20 protein-coding genes and 1 tRNA gene are annotated in these 16413 nt (G+C 63.6%); 5 read left to right on the forward strand and 16 right to left on the reverse strand.

From position 1 onward, the window contains the following. Window positions 1-10: 10 nt before the first annotated feature. The 13 genes from trpA to aroA all read right to left on the reverse strand — a co-directional run bounded on the left by trpA (window position 11) and on the right by aroA (window position 10733). Window positions 11-850 carry a tryptophan synthase subunit alpha gene (trpA, locus tag ACK41X_RS12405; protein ID WP_409723437.1) on the reverse strand — a complete coding sequence of 280 codons (840 nt, stop codon included), beginning with the start codon at window positions 848-850 and terminating at the stop codon, window positions 11-13. Then, a complete protein-coding gene (gene trpB / locus ACK41X_RS12410) occupies window positions 850-2067 on the reverse strand; it encodes a tryptophan synthase subunit beta (RefSeq protein ID WP_409723441.1) in 1218 nt (405 codons plus the stop codon). Before trpB ends, trpA begins: the two co-directional genes overlap by 1 nt. Then, complete coding sequence (locus tag ACK41X_RS12415; protein WP_409723444.1) at window positions 2064-2738, reverse strand: phosphoribosylanthranilate isomerase; 675 nt, start codon at window positions 2736-2738, stop codon at window positions 2064-2066. The genes trpB and ACK41X_RS12415 overlap by 4 nt, the downstream gene beginning before the upstream one ends. A 40-nt stretch (window positions 2739-2778) precedes the next feature. Continuing rightward, the gene (locus tag ACK41X_RS12420) at window positions 2779-3723 is read right to left on the reverse strand and encodes an ornithine cyclodeaminase family protein (protein WP_409723447.1); all 945 of its coding nucleotides are present in this window, start codon (window positions 3721-3723) and stop codon (window positions 2779-2781) included. A gap of 15 nt (window positions 3724-3738) precedes the next feature. Further along, a complete protein-coding gene (locus tag ACK41X_RS12425) occupies window positions 3739-4110 on the reverse strand; it encodes a lipopolysaccharide assembly LapA domain-containing protein (RefSeq protein ID WP_409723450.1) in 372 nt (123 codons plus the stop codon). A 165-nt stretch (window positions 4111-4275) separates the two neighbouring features. Further along, on the reverse strand, window positions 4276-4566 hold the full coding sequence (locus ACK41X_RS12430) for an integration host factor subunit beta (RefSeq protein WP_409723453.1): 291 nt from the start codon (window positions 4564-4566) through the stop codon (window positions 4276-4278). A gap of 63 nt (window positions 4567-4629) precedes the next feature. Then, the gene (gene sppA, locus ACK41X_RS12435; RefSeq protein WP_409723456.1) at window positions 4630-5625 is read right to left on the reverse strand and encodes a signal peptide peptidase SppA; all 996 of its coding nucleotides are present in this window, start codon (window positions 5623-5625) and stop codon (window positions 4630-4632) included. A 286-nt stretch (window positions 5626-5911) separates the two neighbouring features. Continuing rightward, window positions 5912-7627 carry a 30S ribosomal protein S1 gene (gene rpsA, locus ACK41X_RS12440; RefSeq protein WP_409723459.1) on the reverse strand — a complete coding sequence of 572 codons (1716 nt, stop codon included), beginning with the start codon at window positions 7625-7627 and terminating at the stop codon, window positions 5912-5914. A gap of 211 nt (window positions 7628-7838) precedes the next feature. After that, window positions 7839-8474, reverse strand: coding sequence for a (d)CMP kinase (gene cmk / locus ACK41X_RS12445; RefSeq protein WP_409723462.1), 636 nt, complete (start codon window positions 8472-8474; stop codon window positions 7839-7841). Next, a complete protein-coding gene (locus tag ACK41X_RS12450; RefSeq protein ID WP_409723465.1) occupies window positions 8474-8653 on the reverse strand; it encodes a hypothetical protein in 180 nt (59 codons plus the stop codon). The genes cmk and ACK41X_RS12450 overlap by 1 nt, the downstream gene beginning before the upstream one ends. Then, window positions 8650-9081, reverse strand: a complete 432-nt coding sequence (locus ACK41X_RS12455) for an AAA family ATPase (RefSeq protein WP_409723468.1) — start codon at window positions 9079-9081, stop codon at window positions 8650-8652. Before ACK41X_RS12455 ends, ACK41X_RS12450 begins: the two co-directional genes overlap by 4 nt. After that, a complete protein-coding gene (locus ACK41X_RS12460) occupies window positions 9082-9321 on the reverse strand; it encodes a hypothetical protein (RefSeq protein ID WP_409723471.1) in 240 nt (79 codons plus the stop codon). A gap of 74 nt (window positions 9322-9395) precedes the next feature. Continuing rightward, the gene (gene aroA, locus ACK41X_RS12465; RefSeq protein ID WP_409723474.1) at window positions 9396-10733 is read right to left on the reverse strand and encodes a 3-phosphoshikimate 1-carboxyvinyltransferase; all 1338 of its coding nucleotides are present in this window, start codon (window positions 10731-10733) and stop codon (window positions 9396-9398) included. Window positions 10734-10900: 167 nt separating this feature from the next. Here aroA and ACK41X_RS12470 point away from each other — a divergent pair, with 167 nt between their 5' ends. The 5 genes from ACK41X_RS12470 to ACK41X_RS12490 all read left to right on the forward strand — a co-directional run bounded on the left by ACK41X_RS12470 (window position 10901) and on the right by ACK41X_RS12490 (window position 13253). After that, window positions 10901-11299, forward strand: coding sequence for a TIGR02300 family protein (locus ACK41X_RS12470; protein WP_409723477.1), 399 nt, complete (start codon window positions 10901-10903; stop codon window positions 11297-11299). Between the two features lie 59 nt (window positions 11300-11358). After that, window positions 11359-11434, forward strand: a tRNA-Ala gene (locus ACK41X_RS12475). Window positions 11435-12053: 619 nt separating this feature from the next. After that, complete coding sequence (locus ACK41X_RS12480) at window positions 12054-12479, forward strand: Hsp20 family protein (RefSeq protein ID WP_409723480.1); 426 nt, start codon at window positions 12054-12056, stop codon at window positions 12477-12479. Between the two features lie 90 nt (window positions 12480-12569). Then, a complete protein-coding gene (locus ACK41X_RS12485; RefSeq protein ID WP_409723483.1) occupies window positions 12570-12830 on the forward strand; it encodes a DUF1150 family protein in 261 nt (86 codons plus the stop codon). A 153-nt stretch (window positions 12831-12983) separates the two neighbouring features. Next, window positions 12984-13253, forward strand: a complete 270-nt coding sequence (locus ACK41X_RS12490; protein WP_409723486.1) for a DUF1150 family protein — start codon at window positions 12984-12986, stop codon at window positions 13251-13253. Between the two features lie 56 nt (window positions 13254-13309). On the opposite strand, the gene ptsN is transcribed toward ACK41X_RS12490, so the two are convergent. The 3 genes from ptsN to lptB form a co-directional block, all read right to left on the reverse strand. Continuing rightward, the gene (gene ptsN, locus ACK41X_RS12495) at window positions 13310-13771 is read right to left on the reverse strand and encodes a PTS IIA-like nitrogen regulatory protein PtsN (RefSeq protein WP_409723489.1); all 462 of its coding nucleotides are present in this window, start codon (window positions 13769-13771) and stop codon (window positions 13310-13312) included. Between the two features lie 193 nt (window positions 13772-13964). After that, window positions 13965-15509, reverse strand: a complete 1545-nt coding sequence (gene rpoN / locus ACK41X_RS12500; protein WP_409723492.1) for an RNA polymerase factor sigma-54 — start codon at window positions 15507-15509, stop codon at window positions 13965-13967. 123 nt (window positions 15510-15632) lie between these two features. Next, window positions 15633-16413, reverse strand: a 781-nt coding sequence (gene lptB / locus ACK41X_RS12505) for an LPS export ABC transporter ATP-binding protein (RefSeq protein WP_409723495.1), incomplete at its 5' end; no start/stop codon positions are given.

Here is a 16413-nt window from a genome sequence, read left to right on the forward strand (position 1 = left end):
AATCAAAGGCCTATTCCGCTGCGACCCGCCGCACCGAGCGCACGCCGTCCGCCAGCTCCGAAGCCAGTTGCGTCACCGACCTGACCGTATCGGCGGTCGCCCGGCCCTCCGTATCGAGGCTTGCGCGCAACTGGTCGATCAGCGCAGAACCCACCACCACGGCGTCTGCCCCTTGGGCGATCTCGCGCGCGTTCTGCGCGGTCTTCACCCCGAAGCCGACGGCGACCGGCAGCTTCGTGTGACGCTTGATGCGGGCGACCGCATCCGAAACCCGCGCGGCATTGGGCGTTGCCGATCCGGTGATGCCGGTGATCGACACGTAATAGACAAAACCCGAGGTGTTCGCGAGCACCGCCGGCAGCCGTTTGTCGTCCGTGGTGGGCGTCGCGAGGCGAATGAAATTCAGCCCGGCCTTGAGCGTGGGAATGCAGAGCTCGTCGTCTTCTTCGGGCGGCAGATCCACGACGATAAGTCCATCAACACCCGCCCCGCGCGCATCGGTGAGAAACCGCTCGACGCCATAGATGTAAATCGGATTGTAGTAGCCCATCAGCACAACGGGTGTCGCCGCGTCGTCCTTGCGGAATTCGCGCACGAGTTGCAGCGTCTTCGCCAAGGTCTGTCCGCCCTTGAGTGCGCGCAGGCCCGCAGCCTGAATAGACGGACCGTCCGCCATCGGATCGGTGAACGGCATGCCGATCTCGATCACGTCGGCGCCCGCTTTCGGCAGTGCCGACACGATCGCAAGCGAAGTGTCATAATCCGGATCGCCCGCCATCAGGAAGGTGACGAGACCGGCCCGGCCCTCGCGCGCAAGGTCGGCGAAGCGGCGGTCGATGCGCGTCGCCATCAGATTCCCGTCCCCAGATATTCCGCGACGCTTGCCAGATCCTTGTCGCCGCGCCCGGAAATATTGACCACCATCAGATGATCCTTCGGCTTCTGCGGGGCGATGTCGCTGACGCGTGCGAGCGCATGCGCGGGCTCCAGTGCGGGAATAATGCCCTCGAGCCTCGAACAAAGCTGCAGGGCCTCGACCGCTTCGTCGTCGGTCGCCGAAAGGAACGTTACCCGCCCCATATCGGCGAGCCAGGCGTGTTCGGGTCCGATGCCGGGATAGTCGAGACCGGCGGAAATCGAATGGGCTTCGTTGATCTGCCCGTCCTCGTTCATCAGCAGATAGGTGCGGTTGCCGTGCAAGACGCCGGGCCGCCCGCCGCTGACCGAGGCCGCATGCTGTCCGGATTCGATGCCGTGACCCGCAGCTTCCACGCCGTAGATTTCGACATCCTTGTCGTCGAGGAAGGGATGAAACAGGCCCATCGCGTTCGAGCCGCCGCCGATGCAGGCGACCAGCGAATCCGGCAGCCGGCCTTCCGCCTCCATCATCTGGGTGCGGGTCTCGTTGCCGATCACGCATTGGAAGTCGCGCACCATCATCGGATAGGGATGCGGACCTGCGACCGTGCCGATGCAGTAAAAGGTATCGCTGACATTCGTCACCCAGTCGCGCAACGCCTCGTTCATAGCATCTTTCAGGGTTTTCGATCCCGACTGGACCGGCACGACTTCGGCGCCGAGCATCTTCATGCGAAACACATTCGGCTTCTGCCGCTCCACGTCCACCGCGCCCATGTAAACGATGCAGGGCAGCCCGAAACGCGCACACAAGGTCGCGGTGGCGACGCCGTGCATGCCGGCACCGGTCTCGGCGATGATGCGGGTTTTGCCCATGCGGCGCGCCAGCATGATCTGGCCGAGCACATTGTTCACCTTGTGCGCGCCGGTGTGGTTAAGCTCCTCACGCTTGAAATAGATTTTCGCGCCGCCGAGGTGCTCCGTGAGCCGCTCGGCGAAATAGAGCGGCGACGGCCGGCCGACAAAATGGGAGAGGTAATAGTCCATCTCCTTCTGGAAGGCGGGATCGTTTTTCGCCTCGGCGTAAGCCCGCTCCAGATCGAGGATCAGCGGCATGAGCGTCTCGGCGACAAAGCGGCCGCCATGGATGCCGAAATGACCGCGCTCGTCCGGTCCGGTCCTGAAGGAATTCGGCTGCTGAATCGTCATTGGCTGCTCGCACCCTTTGTCCGCGCCGCATCCGCCATACGCACGGCGCGGATGAAGGCGGCAATTTTGGCAGGATCCTTGGCGCCCGGCCGGCTTTCGACCCCGGACGATACATCGACCCCGGGGGCCCTGGTGATCGCCAGTGCCTGCCCGACATTGCCCGGCTCAAGCCCTCCCGAAAGCATGAAGGGCAGGCCCGGATCAAGCTGATTCAGCAGGGTCCAGTCGAAGGGTTTCCCGAGCCCCCCGGGCCGGCTCGCATCCTTCGGGGGGCGGGCGTCGAACAGCAGCCAGTCGGCTTTGGCCGCATAGTCATCGACGGCGGCGAGGTCGGCTGCCGTCTCCACCGGGATCGCCTTTATCACCGGCAGGCCAAATCGCGCCCTAAGCGCGGCGAGCCGCGCAGGCGACTCGCGGCCGTGCAGTTGAAGCATGTCCGGACGAAGCGCCTTCACGATTGCGTCATGGGTGGCGTCGTCGGCATCGACGGTGAGCGCGACCTTTCGCGAGCGGCCCTGCACCTGCGCGCCGAGATCGGGCGCAAGATCGAGCGGCACATGGCGCGGCGACGGCGGAAAAAACACAAAGCCGACAAAGTCCGCGCCCTCGTCGAGTGCTGCGTCCAGCGCAAGCGGCGTGGTCAGGCCACAGATTTTGATCAGCGTATTCATCGGCGGGCGGTTCTAGCGCGGCCCGCCGGCTTTGTCGCCCTCAGGCCGAAAGCTGCTTCCAGACCAGCATGGCGGCGGCGAGATCCTCGATCGCGGTGCCGACCGACTTGAAAAGCGTGATCTGCGAGGCGGACGTGCGTCCCTTGACCTTGCCGCGGGTGAGATCGAACAGGTCGCCCTTGATCGCCTTCGGCTCGATGATCTTCTTCTTCAGCGGCACGACGATGTCGCCCGCCTCTTTTGCAGCACCCGCTCGCGTATCGACGAAAATGCGCGCACGCTTCACCGCCTGATCGTCGGCCTCGCGCATCTTCGAGGTGAAGCCGCCGACCAGATCGAGATGGGCGCCCTTCTTCAGCCAGGCGCCCAGGATCAGCGGTTGCGTAGACAATGTGGCGCAGGACACGATGTCGGCCTCGCGCACTGCCTCTTCCAATGTTTCCGCGATATCGACTTCGATGCCGGCGACGGCAATACCAAAGCCGAGCGACACCGCCCGCGCGCGGGTGCGATTCCACAGCGTCACCCGCCTGATCGGACGCACGCTGAGATGTGCGCGGATCAGATGCGGGGCCAGCGCGCCCGCGCCGACCATCACGAGATGCGCGGCGTCCTCGCGCGAAAGATAGCGCGACGCCAGCGCCGACGCGCAAGCTGTCCGCCACGCGGTCAGCGTACGCCCATCCATCATCGCCAGCGGCTCGCCAGTTTCGCCCGAAAGCAGGAGATATTGCCCGTAGACCGACGGACGCTGCTGCTTCGCATTGTCCGGAAACACGGTGACGATCTTGCAGCCGAGATAGCGCTCGCCGTCCTTTTTCCAGGCGGGCATGAGGAGGAGCGTCGCATCGGCGCCTTCGGTCGGGATCGTATGATGATGGCGCATCGGTACCGCGATCTCGGATCGGAAGGCCTCGTCGAGCGCATCGATCAGCGCCCTATAGGTCAGCGCATTCTGGATATCGTCCGCCGATACGATCCGCATGACGGGCTCGTGGGATCAGCCGTTTGAGGCCGGGCGATAGGCAAGCCGTGACGCCGCGCCGGCGGCCGGCAGATCGAGCCGGTCGTCGAGGCGCCGATTCAGCGTTTCGATCTCGCGGCGAAGCGCGGCCATTTCGGCATCATGCTGGCGCGCCGCGCGGCGATAGCCGGACTGCCGGAGCCAGGCGGCGGAGCCGCCGATGACGACGCCGAGAATGACCAGCAGGAAGATCAGAACAAACAACGGGACGCTGACCGACGCAGCAGGCACCGTCTCGTTGAACGGGTCGAAGGACACCGTCACAAGTTCCCGGTTGGCCACCGCAAACATCAGGATGAGGATGGCGAGCGGCACGAGGATCAGCCAGAACAAGACCTTGCGGATCATTTGATATCGTCCGAACGAACTGCAACTTTGCCGGGCGCTTGCCCGCCCGGCAGCGATCTCCGAACCACCGAGACGGGTCTGCTCGGCCAACTGCCGTGGTCACAGGCACCCGCCAGCAGAGTTTCCTGCCGGAAACCCGGGCCAGCATCCGCGACGGCCGACAACTCACGCCGGCTCTTCTCGGTTCAGCCGCTCGCGCATTTCCTTGCCGGTCTTGAAAAACGGAACCGACTTTTTCTCGACCGACACATGCTCGCCGGTGCGCGGATTGCGCCCCGTACGTGCCGGGCGATGCTTGACCGAGAAGGCGCCGAAGCCGCGCAACTCCACGCGGTCGCCCCGGGCGAGCGCGTCGGTGATCTCGTTCAGGATCGCGTTGACGATATTCTCCACGTCCCGCTGGTAAAGATGCGGATTCTGCGCCGCAATCTTCGCTACCAAATCCGACTTGATCATCCGCGCCGCCCGGTATGCGCGCCGGCAAGCTCGGCCCTATAACAGGCTAACCTCATCCGCCGCCTAATTGACCGGCGAAGGGTGCCAAAGCGCCAGCAGACCGTCAAGATTAAGCCGCTCCGCCGCCGCAAAGGCGCCGGACTGTTCCAGGCTTCGTGCAAAGCCGTCGAGCCCGGCCGCGTTGAGCAGGGATACGGCGGTCAGGTGCAGGAACGAGAATTCCGACAGCCGGGAGCGCAGGCTGTAATTGCGCACCGGGGTTTTCGGATCGATTCCCTTTTCCTTGGCGAGCCATGCGATCGCGGTCTGCTCGTTGCCGAGCTGGTCGATCAGCTTCAGGTCGAGCGCCTGGCGCCCGGTAAAGACCCGTCCGTCGGCGACTTTTGCCAAGGCCTCGCCTTCAAGACTGCGGCGCTTGCCGACCAAATCCTTGAACCAGTCATAGGAATCCATGACGATCGATGCGAGAGCCGCCCGCGCTTCCGGGGAGGTCGGCTCGAAGCCGTTCGGCGCAGCCTTGAGCGGCGACGACTTCACGTCCTCGACCTTGACGCCGACCGTCTTCAGGAGGTCGGTGAAATTCGGGTACTGGATCAATACACCGATCGATCCGACCAGCGAGGCGCTCTGTGCAATGATATGGTCGGACGCGAGCGCGGCAATGTAGCCGCCCGAGGCGCACAGCCCGTCGACCACAACCACCATCGGCTTCTTGGCTTTGAGCCGCAGCAAGGCATCGTAAAGCTGTTCGGAGCCTGCGGTGGTGCCGCCGGGGCTATCGATATGGACGATGACTGCCTTGGCGTTGGAATTGGCCAGCCGCTCGATTGCCTCGACCCGCGCCTGATTGCCACGGATCAACCCGGAAATGGTGACCCGTGCGATTGCGCCGGAACCCACGGTCGAGGAAAACGCGTCCCCGCGCGACATTGCGGCTACGGATGCGATAGCGGCGACGACCACGAGCACGGTCAACACCCGCCAGAACGTCAATTTGCGCCGCAACCTTCGGCGATCCACGATCTGGTCCGCGTCGAGCGGACGAGAATCGAGCGACATGGCTTCGCTCCCATTTGATTCGAATAAAACGATCCTGTCATTCCGGGGCGCATGCGAAGCATGCGAACCCGGAGTCCAGCCGCGCAAAAAGCTCCTGGCTGGATTCCGGGTCCGGCGCTTCGCGCCGTCCCGGAATGACGACGCTGACACTAGACCCGGTGAATCATTCACATTTCGCAAACCGCTGCGGCAAAAAGATGAACCCCCGGCGCGGGGGCCGGGGGTTCGCATTTTATGGTCAGCATCATATCCGGTGTTGCGCCGGACCTGACGGGGCAGGCGGAACTTACTCCGCCTTCTCCTTGTCGCCCGCACGCTTGAGCGCGGTGCCGAGAATGTCGCCGAGGGTCGCGCCGGAATCCGAGGAGCCGTATTGCGCGATGGCCTCCTTCTCTTCCTGCACTTCCAGCGCCTTAATCGACACCTGGACCTTGCGGGTCTTGCGGTCGAACTGGGTGACGCGGGCGTCGACCTTCTGACCGACCTGGAAGCGTTCCGAGCGCTGGTCGCCGCGGTCGCGGGCGAGGTCGGCGCGCCGGATGAAGGTCTCGAGATCGGTGCCGGCGATCTTCACATCGATGCCGCCCTCCTTGACGTCGATGACCTCGCAGGTCACGACGTCGCCCTTCTTCAGTTCGCCGGCCGCGCCCTCTTCCATCGGGTCGCCCGCGAGCTGCTTGACGCCGAGCGAGATCCGCTCCTTCTCGACATCGACGTCGAGCACCGTCGCCCTGACGATGTCGCCCTTCTTGTAGTCTTCGATCACCTGCTCGCCCGGACGCTTCCAGTCGAGATCCGACAGATGGACCATGCCATCGACGTCGCCATCGAGGCCGAGGAACAGGCCGAACTCGGTCTTGTTCTTGACCTCGCCCTCGACGATCGATCCGGGCGGATGCTTTTCGACGAAGACCTCCCAGGGATTGCGCATGGTCTGCTTCAGACCGAGCGAGATGCGGCGCTTGACCGGATCGACTTCCAGAATCTGCACTTCGACTTCCTGCGAGGTCGAGACGATCTTGCCCGGATGCACGTTCTTCTTGGTCCAGGACATCTCGGACACGTGGATCAGGCCCTCGATGCCGGGCTCCAGTTCCACGAACGCACCGTAATCGGTGATGTTGGTGACGCGGCCGGTGAACTTGCCGTTGATCGGATACTTGGCCTCGATGCCCTGCCACGGATCGTCGAGCAGCTGTTTCATGCCGAGCGAGATGCGGTGGGTATCGTGGTTGATCTTGATGATCTTCACCTTCACCGACTGGCCGATATTGAGCACCTCGGTCGGGTGGTTGACGCGACGCCACGCAATGTCGGTGACATGCAGGAGGCCGTCGATGCCGCCGAGATCGACGAAGGCGCCATAATCGGTGATGTTCTTCACCACGCCGTCGATGACCTGGCCCTCTTCGAGGTTCTGCACAAGCTCCTGACGCTGCTCGGCCCTGGTCTCTTCCAGCACGGTGCGGCGCGACACGACGATATTGCCGCGGCGGCGATCCATCTTCAGGATCTGGAATTGCTGCGGGTTGTTCATCAGCGGCGTGACGTCGCGGATCGGACGGATATCGACCTGCGAGCGCGGCAGGAAGGCGACGGCGCCGTCGAGATCGACCGTGAAGCCACCCTTGACCTGGTTGAAGATGACACCCTGAACCTTTTCCTGATTCTTGAATGCGGCTTCGAGCTTGCCCCAGCTCTCCTCGCGGCGCGCCTTGTCGCGCGAGAGGACCGCTTCACCGAGCGCATTCTCGACACGCTCCAGGTAAACCTCGACCTCGTCGCCGACCTTGATCTCGTTGCCGCGGCCGGGTCCGGTGAATTCGCGCAGCTGGACGCGGCCTTCGGTCTTCAGTCCGACGTCGATGATCGCGACGTCCTTTTCGATGCCGACGACCTTCCCCTTGATCACCGAGCCTTCATGCAGGTTTCCCTGGGTGAAGGACTCCTCAAGCATCGCGGCAAAATCCTCACGCGACGGATTGGCTGCAGTTTGGGCCATGAACTCTCCTGTTTGCGGGCGCCTGTTCGATAAAACGATGTTCCGGACGCACGGGCCAAAGGCCCCGCAAGACCTTTGGCACCGCCGCGAAGCAGCGGGTCGGCGCGATATGCCGTTCGACCGGAACGATGATGGCTTTGTCCAAAAGGACCTGTCCTGGGCCTCCGGAAGAGGCGGCGGAGCGGGCTGTTCCTCCAACGACGAAGGGCGGTTAGGCCGACCTTCGGCCCGCTCGAACGGCCTCGACAATGTCGATGGCGGCCCGGACGGCGCTGGGTATATCCAAATGCGTCGTATCCAGCAAGACCGCATCCTCGGCCTGACGCAGCGGCGCAACCGCGCGGCTGGAGTCGCGCGCGTCGCGGGCTTTGATGTCGGCAAGGACGCCCGCGTCGTCGACGCTTTCGCCTCGACCCCGCAATTCCAGAATGCGCCGGCGGGCGCGCTCCTCCGGAGTCGCGGTTACGAAAATCTTAACCTCTGCCTGCGGAGCGATCACGGTGCCGATATCGCGGCCGTCGATGACGACGCCGGGCTTCCACCGGGCGAAGTCATGTTGCAGTGCGATTAGCGCTTCGCGGACCTGGGGTATGGCGGCGACGATCGAGGCAGCCTGCGCCACCGCGTCGGACTTCAGGTCGTCCTCGGCAAAGCGTCCGGGATCGTATCCTTGCGCCGCAGCAACCGCTGCCGCGGGGTCGTTCAACTTGCCGGCGCTGAGCACCGCAAAGCCGACGCCGCGATACAAGAGGCCACTGTCCAGATGCTTGAAACCGTAATGAGCGGCGACACGCTTGGCGATTGTGCCCTTGCCGGAAGCCGCCGGCCCGTCGATGGCGATGATCATTATTGTGCGTCCGGTTGCAGTCCAAGCACGCGACGCAACGCGAGCGGCGCATCCGGATCAATCGATATCTTGCCTTGCAGCTTGTGGCCAATCAGGTGAGGCACGGAGCCGGAATTATCGAAAATGGCTGCCTGATCAGCTTGATCCAGAAACCAAGGCAGTTGCTCAAGCGACTTCACCCAACGCTCCTGATCTTCGCCTCCGGCACGTCGTGACCACCCTTGATGACACGCAATCGCACGCGTTGCACGTTCAGGTCGGGCTCCCTAAGCATCACGTAAAGCAGCCGAAACTCGAATTTCCTTTCCTTCGCCGCTGTAACCAGCCGGCGATATTTGGCCGTGGACAGCACGGTTTCGACGCCCACGGTTTGATGCGCTTTTATTGACGTCTCCAGCCATGCCTCAATGCGAGTTACAGCCTGCACATTGGCTTCGGTAAGCGACAGGCGTTCGACTTCCTGAATGCGTTTCGTCAGCAGATCAGGATTGATGATCCACACTGATTGATCGAACGCTTCAATGTCGGTGTTGCCGTAAAGACTGCTCTTACCCGACCCGTTAGGACCGGCGACGATCCAAAAGGTCGGCCGCTCTAGGTCGGGCACTTACTTTCCTGAACCGTCGGCAGAACCCACGACCCGCTTGTTTTCGCGCCGAGCCTTGGCAACGTTTTTCTCAAAGACAAGCGTGAGGTCGTCGATAAAGGTCGCGCTATTTGCGTCCAAGGAGAGAACCCGCACGGTCTTGCCTCGGCTGTTCACCAATCGCTTTTCGCGAACCGAGCCAGTCTTCCTGGCCCGTCCATCTTTTGGACGTTTGAGAGGGGTGACAACGATGTCGGACATTGGCGCACCTCATAGCGATCATCTTCACATATAGACGTCAGGATCCTTTTGTACCAGTAAATCCGCGATTTTACTCACGAAAGCTCCGCCCCCAGCCCGCGCATCAATTCGACGAAGCCGGGGAAGCTCGTCGCGATGAACGCGGCATCGTCGACCGAAACCGGCTTGTCGCTCGCAAGCCCCATGACCAGAGCCGACATGGCCAGCCGGTGATCCATATGCGTCGCGACCAAGCCGCCGCCTGGCGCACGTCCGCGTCCATGCACGATCAGATCGTCTCCCTCGATCTCGACCGCAACGCCGTTCGCCCGCAGCATGTCCGCGGTCGCGGCGAGACGGTCGGACTCCTTGACCCGCAATTCGGCAAGGCCGCGCATGCGGGTCGTGCCCTCGGCAAAGGAAGCCAGAACCGCAAGGATCGGGTATTCGTCGATCATCGAAGGCGCGCGTTCCGCCGGCACATCGACGCCGCGCAGGGGCGATGCCTGCACGCGCAGATCGGCCATCTCTTCGCCGCCTTCGTTCGATGCCGACAGCGTCTCGATATAGGCGCCCATTTCGCGCAGCGTCAGAAAAAGGCCCGTGCGCAGCGGATTCATCATCACGCCTTCGAGCACGATCGCGGAACCCGGCACGATCAGCGCCGCGGCCAGCGGAAACGCCGCAGAGGACGGATCGGCCGGCACCTGAACCGCCGCGGGCGAAAGTTCAGGCCGGCCTTTCACCGTGACACGGCGTCCATGTTCGCCGAGCGGCTCGACCCGTACTTCTGCCCCGAAATGGATCAGCATCTTCTCGGTGTGATCGCGGGTGGCTTCTTTCTCGCTCACCGTGGTCTCGCCGGGCGCAGCCAGTCCCGCAAGCAGCACCGCCGATTTAAGCTGAGCGGAGGCCACTGGCGGCGCATAATCGATCGGGATCGGGTCGCGCGCGCCTTGCAAGGTCAGCGGCAGCCGTCCGCCCTCCGCTACGTCAAGCACGCGGGCCCCGATCTTCTTCAGCGGATCGAGCACGCGCTGCATCGGGCGCTTGCGCAGCGACGCATCGCCATCGAAAACCGCCGTGACCGGACAACCGGCGACCGCTCCCATTACGAGGCGGCACCCGGTACCGGAATTGCCGAAATCGAGCGGTGCCGCCGGCGCCGCAAAGCCGCCGACGCCAACACCCTGCACCGACCAGGCCCCGTCGCCGGTCCGCGTCACGGTGGCGCCCAGGGCGCGCATGACCTTGGCGGTGTTGATGACGTCCTCGCCTTCGAGCAGGCCCGTGATGCGGCTCTCGCCGACCGTCATCGCCGACAGGATCAGCGCGCGGTGCGAGATCGACTTGTCGCCGGGAACACGGATGCGGCCCGTCAATGCGGGCGAGCGGCGCGACGACAGCGGCATCGGGGGCAGCGAATGGCTCAAGACAGTCAATCCGGCGAAAAGGCGCGCCCTCCTAGCATGGGGGCCTTTCCGGCGTCATCCGGCCCGGTCGCAAAACCTGAAAAATCGACGATAATCAGTATTGACAGCGGTCGCCTGACCCGCCAATTCAGCCGCTCAATCGAAAACGCTTCAGGGATCCTGCGACTGTGGCAAAGCCAGAGCTCGGTACCAAGCGCGTCTGTCCGGTGACCGGCCGCAAATTTTACGACCTGAACAAGGATCCGGTGATCTCGCCGTATACCGGCGAGGTCGTGCCGATCGCCCCGGTGGCAACCGGGCGTGGGCGCGTGGACACCAAGGCCGAAGCCGAGCCCGAACTCGAGACCGCCGACGTCGGCGCCGAGTTCGTGTCGCTGGAAGACGCCGATGCCGAGGCCCAAGGCAAAAAGGTCGATTTGCCGGACACGGTCGACGATGACATCGAGGTCGAAGTCGAGGACGATGGCGGCGACGACGATTCTACCTTCATCGAGGACGATGAAGAGAGCGACGAAGACGTCACCGACATCATCGGCGACGGCATCGAGAAGGACGAGGAGACTTGATCCTCCCTCGAAGGTAGGCTATCCGCCCGCAACCCGCTGCGGGCGGGTCACGCTGTTACGGGGCCATAGCTCAGCTGGGAGAGCGCTTGCATGGCATGCAAGAGGTCGGCGGTTCGATCCCGCCTGGCTCCACCAGTTTTTGCGGCCTGACGGCCCGGCCGGCACCTCATTCGCCTCCCAACCACGGTCAGCAAACCGCGACGCGTCGGCTGCTCTCTCAGCTCCCATCGACGGAAGCTGGGGCACCAATTCCCAGCGCGGACTGGAGGGCTTCAACCGCCACGCCGGATCACAGCTCGACGTGACGGCGGCCACTGAAGACGCGCTCGATGCCGTGCGCGAAGGCATCGCGGGTCTGTCCCCTCTCCTGTCAGCGCGGATTGAGCGCCGAGGGCGAGCGCTGCGTGGCCATCACGTGTCCACGGGGGCAGGTTCTTAACTCCGAAGGCGTATGCGAACGAAAATCGGCTAAAACCGCGGTTAGATCGACGCAATCGAGCCAGAGGTGTCTTCCGAACACGTGGTTTTCAAGGTTTCGATGGCAACTGACGCGGCGCGGTCCGCCGCGGCAACCAGGTGCCAGGCCAGTTCGTGCAGGCCAATCAATAGCTTCTGAAAGCTGTGCGCGCCTTCCCGGCCGCTTGCGGGGGCCAAATTCCTGCCCATATAAGGGGCACGTTCCCGGCGGGTCCGCCGGGGCGAGAGGGGGTGCCTCTTTGGGCCCCGTGTCAAAGTCGCTGGAAAGGACTTTGAGATGTCCCGAATGCCTTCGTTGTCCAGCCCGTTCCTTCTGGGTTTCGACGAGATCGAGCGCGTGCTCGACCGTGTCACCAAGGCGGCGGACGGATATCCCCCCTACAATATCGAGCGCCTTGCGCGTGACGACCGGAGCCCCGAACGTCTGCGCATCACGCTCGCCGTGGCCGGCTTCACCCTCGACCAGCTCGAGGTGAATGTCGAGGAGAACCAGCTCGTCATCCGCGGCCGCCAGACCGAGGACAAGACGCGGCAGTTCATCCACCGCGGCATCGCCGCCCGCCAGTTCCAGCGCACCTTCGTGCTGGCCGACGGGATGGAGGTGCTTCGGGCCGACCTGAAGCACGGCCTGCTGTCGATCGACCTGGCGCGCCCTGAACCCGCGCGCGTCGTGCGGACCATCTCGATTACCCCGCACGAATGACCATATATCCGGGTGACACCCGGACTATGCGACCGGCACACGGAACCATCGGACCCTGGGGGTACTTGAGAGACTGAAGGAGTAACAGACATGACCAACGAACACACCGAAAAGCCGATCATGTCGACTCAGGCCTTTGCCGTGCTGGGCGGAGGCAAGATCGCGTATGTGAAGCCGATCAAATCCGACAACGTGCATGAGCTTTATCCGCAGGCGCCGCAGATGCAGCCCGGAATGCAGCTTTTTGCACTCCACGCCGCCGACGGCACGCCGATCATGCTGACCGACACGCGGGAAGCCGCCGTCGCCAATGCCTGGACCAACGAACTGGAGGCCGTCAGCGTCCACTGACGAGGCGGCAAAAGCAACAATGCAGGGCCGCGGCCGGGCGCTTGCCCGCCGCGGCTTTTTTTGCGCGCTGGCGTCTGCCCATTCACCGGGATGTGAAACGGGCCTTGAACCGCCGCGGCCGCCCGTCCGTCGAATGGATAAAGGAGCCGCGTCATGTCCGCATCGATCCATCGCACCCCCGCTGTCGCCTCGATGTCCGCCCGTGACGTTGCGACATATGCCTGGCGCCGCCTGGCCTATGTGCGGGTGGCGCGCTCGGAGGATGTCGGCTTTTTCTGTCCCGACGCGCCGCTGCTCGCGCCCGGCCGCGATGTGTTCGTTCTCTATGCGGCCGACGGCACGCCGATTCTGGTCACCGATACGCGCGAATCCGCCATCGCCAATGCGCAGAATGAAAAGCTCGAGGCGCTGAGCGTGCATTGACGCAAGCGCAAGCCTTGTGTTGCGCCTGAGCCAAGAAAGATGCGCGACGCGAAGCGTTATGCCGCCTGCGACGGCGTCATGGTCAGCACCGCGTAGATCGCATCGGCGTCACGCGACTCGCGCAATTTGTTCGCCGTATCCGGATCGCGCAGCAAGCGCGCAACGCGCGCCAGCGCCTTGAGATGATCGGCGCCGGCGCCTTCGGGCGCAAGCAGAAGAAAGATCAGATCGACCGGCTGACCGTCGAGCGATTCGAAATCGATCGGACGCTCGAGCCGTGCGAACAATCCGAACAGCCGGTCGAGCTTCGGCAATTTGCCATGTGGAATCGCGATGCCGTGACCAATGCCGGTGGAGCCGAGTTTCTCGCGCTGCAACAGCGACTCGAAAATCGTGCGCTCGCTGAGCCCGCTCAGTTCGGCGGCGCGCGACGCGATTTCCTGAATCGCCTGCTTCTTTCCATTGACCTTGAGCGCCGGGATCACGGCATTCAGGGCCACAATATCGTTAAGCGCCATTGGAAACGGTCCGCGAATCCGCCGGGTGATGAGGTCGTGTCTGAGTTGTCGGGGATAAAGAGCGGCGGACCATAAGGACCGCCCCCTGCCCCGTCAATGGCCTCGCGCCGACTTGGGGATCATGCATTTTTGCGGTTCCCCCGGGGTTACGGGAAGGTTCTGCCGGAGGCGCGATCCGCCCCGGCGGGTCCATTCAGCGGCCAACAATCGCAGCCTGCTTCTCGCGCCGTCGCTGCACGGACGAGGCGATCCGCATGCCTTCGCGATACTTCGCCACGGTGCGGCGCGCAATGTCGATGCCGGCTTCACGCAATTTCTCCACGATCGTGTCGTCCGAAAGAATATCATCGGGCGCCTCCGCATCGATGAGATGCTTGATCCTGTGACGCACGGCTTCCGCCGAATGGGCCTCGCCGCCATTGGCAGCGGGAATGGCCGACGTAAAGAAATACTTCAGTTCGAAGATTCCGCGCGCCGTCGCCATGTACTTATTGGCGGTGACGCGCGACACGGTGGATTCGTGCATCGAAATTGCGTCCGCGATGGTCTTCAGGTTGAGCGGCCGCAAATGCTGGACGCCGTGCGCGAAGAACGCGTCCTGCTGCTTCACGATTTCGGTGGAAACCTTGAGGATGGTCCGCGCGCGCTGATCGAGCGCGCGGATCAGCCATGTCGCCGATTGCAGTTTCTCGGCGAGGTACGCCTTGTCGGTCGGCGTCGCCGCCGTTTTCGACACCCGCGCGTGATAGCTCTGGTTCAAAAGGATTTTCGGCAGCGTGTCGGAATTCAGCTCAACATGGAACGAGCCGTCCGGCGCCGCCCGCACGAAGACGTCCGGCACGATCGGCTGAACGTTCGTCGATCCGAAGGCAAGGCCCGGCTTGGGATTGAGCCGCTTGATCTCGGCCACCATGTCCACCAGGTCTTCGTCGCCGACCCCGCACAGCTTGCGCAGACTGGCAAAATCCCGCTTGGCCAGGAGGTCGAGCCGCGACAGCAGCGCCTGCATGGCGGGATCGTAGCGATTGAGCTCCCTGAGCTGGATCGACAGGCACTCGGTCAGATTGCGGGCGCAGATGCCGGCAGGCTCGAAACCCTGCAAAATTGCAAGGACGGTTTCGACTTCGGCAAGATCGGCGCCGAGCTTTTCGGCGACCGCTGTGAGATCGCCGGAGATATAGCCGGCATCGTCGACCAGATCGATCAGGTGCTGCCCGATCATCCGCTGCACCGGATCGGTGACCGAGAGCGCCAGTTGCTCGGCCAGGTGATCGGCAAGCGTGCGCTCGGTTGAAACGAAAGCTTCGAGATTGTAGTCGCCGTCATCGCGGCCGCCGGTCCCCACACTGGCCCATTCCGACTGCGCGGCGGTCGCATCCTCGGACCGCGCCGAAGCGACGGTGGCGGAGCCGTCGTCGGGGAAAACGTTATCAAGCCGGGTTCCAAGATCCTGCTCGATTTCGGTACGGCTGGTCGCGAGGTCATCGCCAAGCCATTCCCGCGGCCCATCCGCTTCGGTGCTTGAACCGGCAGCATCGCCGTCCGGCCCGTCTTGGAGAACCGGCGGCGCCTCGTCGTCGCTGGCGCGCTCGAGCAGGGGGTTTTTTTCGAGTTCCTCTTCGACATAGGCGACGAGGTCAAGGTTGGAGAGCTGCAACAGCTTGATGGCCTGCATCAGCTGCGGCGTCATGACGAGCGCCTGGCTCTGGCGGAATTCGAGGCGAGTAGTCAGTGCCATGGGCGATTCCTACCCCAGCGGCACGATTTGTGCATGTGGAAAATAGGCGCACGGCGCGGTACCCCCTGCCCTGGCTTTTGGAGGAAATGCCCAAAAAACAGGCAATCGTTACCTGAGCGCAACTTACAGGCGGAATTCCTCGCCCAGATACAGCCGCCGGACATCCGGGTTATTCACAATATCCTCTGCCCGGCCCTCCATCAGGACTTCGCCTGAGTAGATGATGTAGGCACGATCGGTCAGGCCCAGCGTCTCTCTGACATTGTGGTCGGTGATCAGCACGCCGATCCCGCGATAGGTCAGGTGCTTGACCAGTTGCTGGATGTCTCCGACCGCAATCGGATCGATGCCCGCGAACGGCTCGTCGAGCAGCATGTAGCTCGGGCGGCTGGCCAGCGCGCGGGCGATTTCGACGCGGCGGCGCTCGCCGCCGGACAGGGCGATCGAGGGTGACTTGCGCAGGCGGGTGATATTGAACTCGTCCAGCAGCGCATCGAGATCGCGTTCGCGGCGGCGCGCATCGGGCTCGACCACTTCCAGCACCGAACGGATATTCTCCTCGACATTGAGGCCGCGGAAGATCGAAGCTTCCTGCGGCAGATAGCCGATGCCGAGCCGTGCGCGCTGGTACATGGGCAGCGGCGTGACGTCGTTGCCGTCGAGTTCGATCTTGCCGGCATCGGCTTTGATGAGGCCGGTGATCATGTAGAAAATCGTGGTCTTGCCGGCGCCGTTCGGGCCGAGCAGCCCAACCGCCTCACCGCGCCGGACGAACAGGCTGGCGCCGCGGACCACCTTGCGGGCGCCGAAACTCTTTTCCACGCTATGGGCCGCCAGATAGCCGTGCGGCAGCGGCGGCTGCCGCCGCTCTGGCGCGTGTGCCGGCTCCCGTCGCGGCCGCGGT

It is taken from the genome of Pseudorhodoplanes sp., from assembly GCF_046289595.1.
GTDB lineage: Bacteria > Pseudomonadota > Alphaproteobacteria > Rhizobiales > Xanthobacteraceae > Pseudorhodoplanes.